The sequence below is a fragment of the Achromobacter semiaridum genome, from assembly GCF_053543755.1.
Genome location: NZ_JBLVOL010000061.1, coordinates 1 through 10,422, shown reverse-complemented (window position 1 = coordinate 10,422; position 10,422 = coordinate 1). Strand labels below are relative to the sequence as shown.

General features: G+C 66.7%; 13 protein-coding genes. 7 read left to right on the top strand and 6 right to left on the bottom strand.

All coding sequences use genetic code 11. The features are described 5' to 3' along the window. Window positions 1-141: 141 nt before the first annotated feature. Genes ACNPP0_RS17490 through ACNPP0_RS17475 form a run of 4 tightly spaced genes read right to left on the bottom strand, consistent with a single transcriptional unit; the run spans window position 142 to window position 2,271 of the window. Window positions 142-396: an acyl carrier protein gene (locus ACNPP0_RS17490; protein ID WP_332607405.1), complete on the bottom strand. Its 255-nt coding sequence runs from the start codon at window positions 394-396 to the stop codon at window positions 142-144. A gap of 17 nt (window positions 397-413) precedes the next feature. Next, on the bottom strand, window positions 414-674 hold the full coding sequence (gene apeE / locus ACNPP0_RS17485; protein WP_332607407.1) for an ApeE family acyl carrier protein: 261 nt from the start codon (window positions 672-674) through the stop codon (window positions 414-416). Next, a complete protein-coding gene (locus ACNPP0_RS17480) occupies window positions 671-1,519 on the bottom strand; it encodes a lysophospholipid acyltransferase family protein (protein WP_448706563.1) in 849 nt (282 codons plus the stop codon). The genes apeE and ACNPP0_RS17480 overlap by 4 nt, the downstream gene beginning before the upstream one ends. Beyond that, complete coding sequence (locus ACNPP0_RS17475; RefSeq protein ID WP_332607409.1) at window positions 1,516-2,271, bottom strand: beta-ketoacyl synthase chain length factor; 756 nt, start codon at window positions 2,269-2,271, stop codon at window positions 1,516-1,518. The genes ACNPP0_RS17480 and ACNPP0_RS17475 overlap by 4 nt, the downstream gene beginning before the upstream one ends. 135 nt (window positions 2,272-2,406) lie before the next feature. Between ACNPP0_RS17475 and ACNPP0_RS17470 the strand changes: the two genes are divergently transcribed. The 6 genes from ACNPP0_RS17470 (at window position 2,407) to ACNPP0_RS17445 (ending at window position 8,180) form a co-directional block, all read left to right on the top strand. Beyond that, window positions 2,407-3,045 carry a 4'-phosphopantetheinyl transferase family protein gene (locus ACNPP0_RS17470; RefSeq protein WP_332607410.1) on the top strand — a complete coding sequence of 213 codons (639 nt, stop codon included), beginning with the start codon at window positions 2,407-2,409 and terminating at the stop codon, window positions 3,043-3,045. A gap of 91 nt (window positions 3,046-3,136) precedes the next feature. Continuing rightward, complete coding sequence (hmpA, locus tag ACNPP0_RS17465) at window positions 3,137-4,354, top strand: NO-inducible flavohemoprotein (protein WP_448706562.1); 1,218 nt, start codon at window positions 3,137-3,139, stop codon at window positions 4,352-4,354. 56 nt (window positions 4,355-4,410) lie between these two features. Then, window positions 4,411-4,848, top strand: coding sequence for an Rrf2 family transcriptional regulator (locus ACNPP0_RS17460; protein WP_332607412.1), 438 nt, complete (start codon window positions 4,411-4,413; stop codon window positions 4,846-4,848). Between the two features lie 124 nt (window positions 4,849-4,972). Next, on the top strand, window positions 4,973-6,220 hold the full coding sequence (locus ACNPP0_RS17455; protein WP_332607413.1) for a D-amino acid dehydrogenase: 1,248 nt from the start codon (window positions 4,973-4,975) through the stop codon (window positions 6,218-6,220). Window positions 6,221-6,315: 95 nt separating this feature from the next. Then, a complete protein-coding gene (locus tag ACNPP0_RS17450) occupies window positions 6,316-7,281 on the top strand; it encodes a proline dehydrogenase family protein (RefSeq protein WP_448706561.1) in 966 nt (321 codons plus the stop codon). 77 nt (window positions 7,282-7,358) lie between these two features. After that, on the top strand, window positions 7,359-8,180 hold the full coding sequence (locus ACNPP0_RS17445) for an AraC family transcriptional regulator (protein ID WP_448706560.1): 822 nt from the start codon (window positions 7,359-7,361) through the stop codon (window positions 8,178-8,180). On the opposite strand, the gene ACNPP0_RS17440 is transcribed toward ACNPP0_RS17445, so the two are convergent. Next, window positions 8,129-8,794 (bottom strand): flavodoxin family protein, encoded by a 666-nt coding sequence (locus tag ACNPP0_RS17440; RefSeq protein ID WP_332607417.1) that lies wholly within the window; start codon window positions 8,792-8,794, stop codon window positions 8,129-8,131. The genes ACNPP0_RS17445 and ACNPP0_RS17440 overlap by 52 nt on opposite strands. A 111-nt stretch (window positions 8,795-8,905) precedes the next feature. Here ACNPP0_RS17440 and ACNPP0_RS17435 point away from each other — a divergent pair, with 111 nt between their 5' ends. Further along, entirely contained in the window at window positions 8,906-9,805 is a 900-nt protein-coding gene (locus ACNPP0_RS17435; protein WP_448706559.1) for a LysR substrate-binding domain-containing protein, read from the top strand. 31 nt (window positions 9,806-9,836) lie between these two features. Here ACNPP0_RS17435 and ACNPP0_RS17430 read toward each other — a convergent pair. After that, window positions 9,837-10,422 (bottom strand): MFS transporter (locus ACNPP0_RS17430; protein WP_448706558.1); only part of this gene is annotated, 586 nt, incomplete at its 5' end.

The following is a 10,422-nucleotide window of genomic DNA, read 5'->3' as shown; positions in this document are numbered from 1 at the left end:
CCCCCGCGGTCACGCCACGCAGCAACCACAGCAGCGCCAGCGGCAAGGCCAGCCAGGCGGGACTGACGCGCCCCAGCGTTGCGTGCACCACAAAGGGATACGCGACGCCGGCAACGGCCAAGCCGGCCGCAACGCCGCGCCTCATGCGTCGGGAGCCTGCTTCTGCCACATGGCCTGGACCACGTCCTCGACGGTGCGCACCGTGCGAAAGTCGTTCGCGTCCAGCTTGCGGCCGGTCTGGCGGCGCACGTGGTCGATCAGGTCGATGGCGTCGATGCTGTCGATTTCCAGATCGGTATATAGATTGGCTTGCGGCGTAACGCGTTCGGGTTCGATCTCGAACAGCTCGACCAGCGCCTCGCGCAACGTATTGAAGATGTCCTCACGGGTATGCATCGTGGACTCCATCTGCGTTAGGCGCGGCGCTGCGCGGCGACAAAGTCCGCCAGGCTGCTGATGCTGGTGAAATGCTCGCGCATGTTGCGCGTTTCGGGGTCGATGGCGATGCTGTAGCGCTTTTGCAGCGCCAGGCCCAGCTCAAGGGCATCGACCGAATCCAGCCCCAAACCGTCGCCAAACAGCGGGGCGTCGGACGCGATGTCGTCGGGGGTGATGTCTTCCAGCCCCAGCGATTCGATGACGAGCGTCTTGAGCTCAAGTTCCAATTGATTCATCCCGCTTTGACTCCGTTGCCACCGTCCCGGGTGGCGTGTTCGTTCATGACAGCGCCGGCCGGCGCGGTGCGCGCCAACTCGGCTTCGAAATAGGCATGCAGCCAGGCATTCATCTTGCGGCCTGCGGCGGGCAGGGGATGCGCGCTGCTCCAGACGGACGGGTCGATGTCCTCGCCCACCTGGATGACATAGCGCATGCGGCGCGCGGGAATCCGGTACCAAGGTTCGCCCTTGGTCAGGCTGCGCGGGTTCATCTGGATCACCACGGGCGTGACGACGCGTGCGCCGCGCAGCGCAATGGCGCAGGCGCCACGGTGAAACCGCGGCAAGGCGTCAGGCGGCGTACGCGTGCCTTCCGGAAAGACGATCAGCGTTTCGCCGTTGCGCAGCACATCGGCGGCGCGGTCGAACATGTCGAAGCTTTCGTCGTTGGTGATGTAGCCGGCGTTGGCGATGGGCCCGCGCGTAAAGGGGTTGGTGGCCAGCCCATGCTTGACGATGCAGTTGGCGTTCTTGACGTGTCCCACCAGGAACACCACATCGAGCAACGACGGGTGGTTGGCCAGGATCATCTGGCCGGGCTTGCCCAGGCGTTCGGCGCCTTTGAATTCAACGGTCAGGATGCCCACCCGGACCATGAACCGGATGAACAGGCGAAACGTGCGGTTCAGCGCCCAGCGCGCGCGCCGCTGGCGTTCGATCCGGCCGCCCGGCAGCAGGCGCTGCGGCGGGAAGACCAACACGCGCAACAGCACGCCGCCCACGCCGAACATCGTGAAGGCCATGCCGGTGGCCAGCAGGCGCCAAAGCCAGAAGTCCTGGCGGGGTTGGGGGGGGCTAGTCATGCGGTGCGGGTCCAGGTCCAGCGTCGGGCATGATTGGCATGCGCCCACGTGGGGGTGCGCAGCGTCAGGTGGCGCAGCAGGTTCAAGGGGTTGGGCCAGGGGTGCGCGGCTGCCGTCGGGTCGGGGGAAGGCGCGGGCGGCGGGCGGTGGCTGTCGGCGCCAAAGGACAGGGCCAGCGACCAGTCCGAGCCGGCGCGCAAGCGAAACGCGGCGGCGTAGGTGTAGGGCACGTCATCGATCCAGGCCGCATAGGGCGCGGGCGGGCGTTCTTCGGCAAGCACCACCAGGACGTCGTCATGGCCTTGGTCCAGCAGCATGGCGCCTTCGACAAAGGCGTGTTCCAGGCCGTCGCCGTCCACGGACAGCGCAACGGATTCCGTGGTTTCACCGCGTATGATCGACCACTGCGCGGCGATGGCGTTGTGCACCGACAGGCCGAACGCAGTGGGCGATAACGGTTCATCCGCCGCCAGCGCTTGCAGCAGGCCGAAGTTGCGGCTGGTTTCGCCGTGCCGCGAGGCAAACACGAAAGGCATCGCCGGGCGCCCGGCCGCTAGCGGCCACGCGCATTCGAACACCGCGCGGGCAAGCGGGCTGAGCCGGCGGCGTTGCATCGGGGGCAGAAAGTCCAGGCGGGGCGCGCGTGCGTCATCAAGAGGACAGTAAGGGTGTTGCGCCCAATGAAACCAGTCTTCGGGCGACTCCATTCCTTGCGTCCAACCTTGCCATTGCGCGATTGAAAACGTCAACATAGCGCGCGATTCTACTATGTCATCGCTCATGGAATTTGTTTTCAGTAGTAACTTTGTGTCGGCGCCGCCCCAAGGGGTTTGACGGCTTTGAAATGTAATTGGTTACTTGTTGCCGTGGAAATTCAGGAACTATTCATGTATTGGGCGGACAAAGGCGCCGCGGATCGTTATCGGGTGAAGGACCTGTCCGAAAACGATGCCTTGCTGGCGTCCGCCCGATCCGGCCCCAAGGCCCGCGAAGACTGGCAGGTCAGCCGCGCCTTGCTGCATGACGCGCGCCGGTCCACCCCCCCGGGCGGCGTGACGTCGCTTAGCCACAGCGGCGGCCACGCCGTCTGCGTCCGCGCCCCGGACGGCTGGGCAGTGGGCGCCGACCTTGAGCGCCTGCGCACGCGGGATTTCGCCGCGCTGGCCGCCTGGGTCTGCTCAGCGGAAGAGGCCGAGGCACTGGCCGCCTTGGACGGGCCGGCCCGATGCCATCGTTTTTACCTGCTGTGGACGTTGAAAGAAGCCTTGATCAAGGCGGCAAAACTGGCTTTTCCAGCGGATATGGCCACGGTCGGCCTCGCCAGGGATGCCGGCGGCAATTGGCGGCTGCGCGCGCCGCCCGGTCCGTGGCAGGCGGCCAGCTGGATGGTGGGGGACGCATGGATGGTCTCCGTGGTCTGGCAGGGCCCGGCCCAAGCCACAAGGTATCCAATTTGGCGTGGCGGCGCCGGCTGCGTCTTGCCTGCGCTAACACTTGTTGGCGAATGGGTACGCAATATCGAATAACAGGCGCGCCGGGATTGGCTCGTTCGTTCTTAAAGATGTATTATGAATATATGTTTAAAGCGAGCACGATCGCAATTCAAGGAGCAGCAAGATGTTGAGCCCCGAAGTCCGCGCGCTGGTCAAAGCCACGGCCCCCGTTCTTAAAACCCATGGCGTGGCGCTGACGCGTCATTTCTACGCGCGCATGTTTCAGCACAATCCCGAGCTCAAGCACGTGTTCAACCAGGGCCATCAGGCCGGTGGCCAGCAGCAGCATGCGCTGGCCGGTGCCGTGACCGCCTACGCGGAACACATCGACGACCCTTCCGTGCTGGCCCCCGTGGTGACGCGCATCGTGCACAAGCACGTCAGCCTGGGCATCCGCGCCGAGCACTACGCCATTGTGGGCAAGCATTTGCTGGCATCCATCCGCGAAGTGCTGGGCGAGGCCGCCACCGACGAACTGGTGGACGCCTGGGCCGCCGCGTATGGGCAGTTGGCGGACTTGCTGATCGCCGAAGAATCGCGCCTGTACGCCGAGTCGGCGGCCAAGCCGGGCGGCTGGACGGGGTGGCGCGCGTTTCGCATCGTGGGCAAGCAGCCGGAAAGCGCCGAAATCACTTCCTTCTATCTGGCGCCGTCCGATGGCGGCACGGTGCCCGAATATCGGCCCGGCCAGTACCTGTCCGTGCGCGTCTATATTCCCGAGCTGGGTCTGATGCAACCGCGCCAATACAGTTTGTCGGATGCGCCCGGGCAAGATCGCCTGCGTATTTCGGTCAAGCGCGAGGCCGCGGGCGCCGACACGCCGGCGGGCCTGGTGTCCAACACCTTGCATGACCGGCTGCAAGAGGGCGACGTGCTGGATGTGGCGCCGCCGCAAGGCGATTTTTATCTTCAACAAGATAGCGACGCGCCCGTGGTGCTGCTTAGCGGCGGCGTCGGGCTGACTCCGATGGTCTCCATGCTGAACCACCTGGTGCGTACGGACGACAAACGCCAGATCCGGTTCGTGCACGGTTGCCGCAACCGGGCGGTGCACGCCATGCGCGACCACGTGAACCGCATCGCGGCAGAGCGCGCCAATGTGCGCAAGGCGGTCTTCTATGAAGAAGTCGGCCATGCCGACAAGGCCGGTGAAGACTACGACCACCGTGGTCGCGTGAACCTGCGCGCCATTGCGCACGAAGCCATTGTGCCGGGCGCCGACTACTACCTGTGCGGCCCGGCGCCGTTCATGGCCGCGCAACGCTCTGCCTTGCTGGAGCTGGGCGTGGAACCCGTGCGCATCCACGCCGAGGCCTTTGGCACCGGCGGCGCCCCTGCCTGAGCGGTGTATCCTGGCGGCCTGAACTTGCCGGGCCGCCCGGCCACCCCCATCCCGCCATGCAACTGACCCGATTCACCGACTTCGGCCTGCGCGTCTTGATGTATCTGACGCAATGCCGCGACCGGCCCACGGCCGTGACCATCCCGGAAATTGCCGAGCGTTTCGACGTGTCGCGCAATCACCTGGTCAAAGTGGTGCACTTCATGTCGCAACGCGGCTGGATCAGTACCGTGCGCGGCAAGGGCGGCGGTTTGCGGCTGGCGCGTGACGCGTGCACCTATCCGGTGGGCGACCTGATCCGCGAACTGGAACAGCAAGGGCCGCTGATCGACTGCCGCGAACCGCCCTGTGCGCTGGACGGCGCCTGCCGGCTGGCGGGCGTGCTGGCCCAGACCCTGAACGCTTTCTACGATGCGCTGAACGGCTACACGTTGGCCGATCTGGTGCGCGACCCCACCGCCGCGGCCATCATCAAGCTGCATCGCGCGGCTTGACCGGCCCCGGCTGACCCTGCCCCATCCCATGATGTTTTGTTATGGATGCTGCGGCGTTTGGCATTTGCCGCGCCGCCCATGGCCGTTACAAAATGGGATATTCCCTGTTTGATTGGATGAAGGCATGCGCGTTTGCGTAATCGGTGCGGGCGTTGTCGGCGTGACGTCTGCGTATTTCCTGGCGCGCCAGGGCCACGATGTGGTGCTGGTGGATAGCCAGGCGCGGCCGGCGGAAGTATCCAGCTACGCCAACGGCGGTCAGCTCAGCTACAGCTACGTCGCGCCGCTGGCGGGGCCGGGCGTATTGCCCAGCGTGCCCGGCTGGCTCTTGCGCCAGGATTCCCCGCTGCGCTTCCGGCCCCGGCTGGATCCCCACCAATGGCGGTGGTGCGTGCAATTTGCGCTGGCCTGCCGCGCGTCGGTGGCCAAGGCGTCCACTGCGCAGTTGCTGGGCCTGTCCTACCTTAGCCGCGACGTCATGCACACGCTGCTGCAACAGGAAAACCTGGATTTTGGCCACCTGAAAAACGGCAAGTTGATCGCCTACCGCAGCGCGGCCTTGCTGGACAAGGCGCGCGCGCTGGTGGCCTATCAAGCCGGGCACGGCGCTCAGCAGCAGGTACTGGACGCGGCGCAAACCCTGGCGATGGAGCCCGCGCTGGCCGCCATGGGCCGCAACTTGGCTGGCGCGATCTACACGCCCAGCGAAGAAGCGGGTGATTGCCGTCAGTTCACCGAAGGGCTGTTCGACCGCCTGCAAGCGCTGGGCAATGTGGAATGCGCCATGTCCAACCCCGTGACGGGTTTGCAGCGCGAAGGCCGCCGCATCGTCGCGGTGAACACGCGCCATGGCGACATCGGCGCCGACGCCATCGTGCTGGCCACCGGGATCGGCACCCGTGCGCTGCTCAAGCCGCTGGGGCACGACGTGCCCTTGTACCCGCTGAAGGGGTACAGCCTGAGCGTGCCCTTGGCGGATGACGAACCGGTTGCCCCTCGCATCAGCGTGACGGATTACGAGCGCCGCATCGTCTATGCGCGCGTGGGTAAGGTGCTGCGCATTGCCGCCATGGTCGATATCGGCAGCGCCAACGCGGATATCGATCCCGCGCGCGTGGATCTGCTCAAGCGTCAGGTGCGCGAGGCGTTTCCGGCGCTGGATTTGTCGCAAGCCATTCCCTGGGCCGGCTTGCGCCCGGCCACCCCTACCGGCAAACCGCTGATCGGGCAGAGTCCCGCAGCCGACAACCTGTGGCTGAACATCGGCCAGGGCGCGCTGGGCTTCACGCTGGCCTGCGGCAGCGCCGCGCTGCTGACGGCGCAGATGGCCGGGCTGGAACTGCCGCTGGACCCGGCGCCGTTTCGGCCTTGAGGCCGCGTCCCCCAGGAGCCATTGCCCGCGTTCACGGGCGTTCAATACAAGCGCGTCCGGCCACGCCATAGTGCGGCTCTCTAGCGGGAGCATTCATGAGCATTTTCCAAAGAACCACCATCGCGCTGGCGCGCAGCCCCATGATGGGGCGCGCGATGCGGGCGGTGGCGGCACGCTCGTCCCTGGCGCAGCGCTTCGTCGGCGGCGCGGATGTGGGCGCCGCGGTTCACGCCGCGTTGCGGCTGTGGCAGGCGCATGGCATCCGGGCGTCGTTGTTCTACCTGGGCGAATACGTGGCCGACGCCGCCGCCATCGAACACAACGTGTCGCAAACCATCGAAGCCTGTGGCGCGCTGGGCGCGGCGGGGCTGGACGCGCATGTGTCCGTGGACCCCACCGCCATCGGCTACATGGCCGGTGACGCGGTGGGCGCCGCCAACGCGACCCGCATCGCCAAGGCCGTTGCAAGCTCCCGCGGCGCCATCGGCGGCCGCAACTGGATGGTGCTGGATATGGAAGATTCCGCCATCCGCGATCGCACCTGCGCGCTGCATCGCTCGTTGCTGGAAGACGGCTTGCCCGTCGGCCTGACCTTGCAGGCGCGGCGGCGGCGCACCCCCGAAGACCTGGCCTGGGCCGTGCGCCGGCATACGTCGTTGCGCCTGGTAAAAGGCGCGTTTCCCGAGCGCGCGCTGGACCATGCCGGCCGCGCCCGGATCGACCAGGCGTATCTGGACGCGGCGGCCATCATGCTGTCGCACGAAGCGCGCGAAGCGGGGTTTTATCCGGTTTTCGGCACGCACGACGACCGGCTTGCCGGCGCCCTCATGACGTTGGCGCGCGAACGGGGATGGTCGCCCGACGCGTTCGAATTTGAAATGCTCTATGGCGTGCGCCCCGACTGGCAAATGGCGCTGCGCGGCCTGGGCTATAACGTCAGGGTCTACCTGCCTTTTGGCGCCGACTGGTGGCCTTACGCCATCCGCCGCGTCGGCGAAAATCCGTCCAATGCGTGGCTGTTGGCGCGGTCGCTGAATGCGGACGGAAGGTACTTCGGCTAGCGTATCGGGGCAGGGCGATGAGAGCGCGGGGCGGATGCCGCGCTATTCAGTCCTGATCATTCACTTTCGGCTATCTGATGGCGGCATCTCAACATATTTGGCATTGTGGCGCGGAGCTGCCCGGCGACGTCTTGATCGCGGACCTGCGCGCGTATTGCTACGCGCCGCATTTTCATGATGCCTGGTCCATCGGCGCCATCGAGCGCGGCCGATGTTCCTTTACCGTCCAAGGCCGCACGCACGTGGCCGCTACGGGCGACTTGGTGGTGATTGCGCCCGGCCAGGTGCATACGGGCGGCACGTCCGACGCGCCGCTGGCCTATCGCATGGCGTACATCGACCCGGCGTGGTTCGATGACCACGCGCGCGCCATGCCGGGCCGTACCGTGCGCGTCTCGGGCCCGGTCGTCAGTGCGCCGGCGTTATGCGCGCAATGGCTGGCCGCCCTGGCGCCGGGCGCCATGCGCGACTGCGAACGCCGCGACCGAATCTCGGCCGCGCTGCTCGGCCTGCTTGGCGCGCATGGCGCGCATGGCGCCCATGGCGACACGACGGAGTCGACGGACAAGGACGTGTCCGACGTCTGCGCCTTGCTGCGCGATCGCATGGCCGCCGATCCCGCCTGCGCGCCGGATCTTGAGGCGCTGGCCCGCGCGCAGGACCGTCACCGCACCACACTGGTCAAGCAGTTTGCCCGCCGCTACGGGCTGCCCCCGCAGGCGTGGCTGCGCAATTGGCGCGTGGCGCGCGCACGGGTGTTGTTGCGCGGCGGCGTGCCACTGGCGCAGGCGGCCCAAGCCGTGGGTTTTGCCGACCAGGCGCACCTGACGCGCGTGTTCAAACAGGTCTACGGCAGCACGCCCGGCGTGCTGGTGCGCGCGGGTTCCCAGACGTTGTGAGGGCGGGGCGTTTCGATGCGGTAGTCGGAATATTTCCGGCTAAAGAACGAAGCGCCCAGTTGCTCGGCCGCCAACAAGGGTTGACGCGGATCGGCCGCGATTTCGCCGCGCAGGTTGCCCGCGCCGTGCACATAGCCCACAAATTCCGAATGCGAATAGCGCGCGTATTCCTGCACCTGGTGCACGATGCCCAGCGCTGCGCCCGGGTAGGTTTCCTCGGACGCCACCGCCAGCCCCAGGCGCTTGCCCGTCATGCGCGCCTTGACCCGTTCCGGCTCGGGGCCGCTGCCGGCATAGTGGCTGAACGAACGGTCAAAGAAAGCCTTGGTCTGCGCCGACATGCCGTACCAATAAATGGGCGTGCAGATCAGCACGCCATCGGCCGGCAGGAAGTGTTCAAGAAACAGTTCCGAATAGCGGTCATCGGGCCCGGGTTGGTGCCGCAGGTCGGACAGGAATCCTTGGATGTAATCGTCCAGGAAAAGCAGGCTGGTGGATACGCCGGCAGCGTTTGCGCCACGTTGCGCGGCGGCGCCCAATGCCGCGCTGTTGCCGTCGCGGCGGGGGCTGCCGACCAGGATCAGCAAGCGTTGGGATGGATGATTTCGATTCATGATGGCTCCGAGTAATGTCGTGCCTTCAATATAGAAATCCGGCATGTCGACGACAAATGACGAATCCTTGATTAAGATGAATTTATTTCATCCATAGACTGCCCCAACATCATGTTTTCAACATTGCCGGTGACCGCGTTGCGTGCGTTCGAGGCCGCCGCGCGGCTGCGCAGTTTCAAGCTGGCCGCCGCCGAATTGGCCGTGACGCCCACGGCGGTGTCGCACCAGATCAAGGCGCTGGAACGGCAAGTGGGATTTTCGCTGTTCAACCGCGCGCCGCGAAGCGTAAAACTGACGGACAAGGGTGCGCGCCTTTTCATCAGCGTGCATGGTGCGCTGCTGGATATTGCGCAAACGCTGGACGCCTTGCGCCCCGAACCGGCCTCGGGCGCCTTGACGCTGTCCACCACACATTCCTTCGCGGCCCTGTGGTTGGTGCCGCGACTGGGGCGCTTTCATCAAGCCTTTCCGCAATACCAGCTGAACCTGCAAACCGGCGCCGACCCCGTGGACCTGCTGCAAGACGCCAGCGTGGACGTGGCGGTGCGCTATAGCCGACGCGCCTATCCCGCCCTGCATACCGCCGCGACGCTGCCCGAGTGGTTCGGCGTGTACGGCGCGCCCGGCCTGATCGCGCAAATGTCGAAGACGCGCGCCGCCAAAGCGTCGCCTGCGCTGGTGACGGTGCGCTGGCGCGATTCGGATCTGTACGAACAAGGCTGGCTGGCGTGGTGCCAGGCGGCGCGCATGCCCGCATGGCGGGAACCCTCGGCAGTGCATGCGTACGCCGAAGAGCACTACGCGCTGCAAGCCGCCATCGCGGGGCAGGGGCTGGTGCTGGCAAGTTCCGTCATGGTGTCCGACAGCGTGCGCGCCGGCACCTTGGCCGCGTACCGGCCGCAGGTGCGCGTGCCCGGCGCGGCTTACACGGCGCTGTGCGCGCCGGGGCGCGAACGCCATCCGCCGGTCCGGGCTTTTCTGGCGTGGCTGACGGGGGAATTCCAGGCATAGCAGTCGCCGGCGCCTGCGGCGACGCATGCGACTATGTCGCCCGCAATGACGCGCGCGGCAACAGCGGCAAGGCCGCCAGCATTGCCACGCCCGCCAGCACCCAGGCGGCGGGCCACGAACTGGCCGCCACCACGTGGGGCAGCGCAAGCGGCGTCAGGAACAGGCCCAAATAAACGCAGCTGTTCGCCATGCCCAGCGCCGTGCCCGCGCGGTTGACGCCGGCCAGCGTTGCCAATTCGGTATACGCCACTCCGTGCCAGGCGGACGCGCACACGCCCGCCGCCGTCAGCACGACTGCCGTGGCGATCACCGCGCCCGTCGCCGACGGGGCCTCGCCGACCAGCCAGGCGACGGCGCCCAGCGCCGCGAACATCAGCGCGCTCAGTTGCGCGCAGCGGCGCAGAAAGGCGCGCCGGTTGCCGTGCCGATCGGTCCACCTGCCGCTGGCAATGCGCGCCACCATCGCGCCCAGTTGCACGGCCACCATCACGGCAGTCAGCGTGCCGATACCCGCCTGGCTGAAGTCGTGCAGGAATACCGTGGCGAAGGTCAGCACCGCGAACTGCGGGCAGCACATCAGGCCGATCGCCGCCGCCGCGCGCCAGACGCGCGCATCG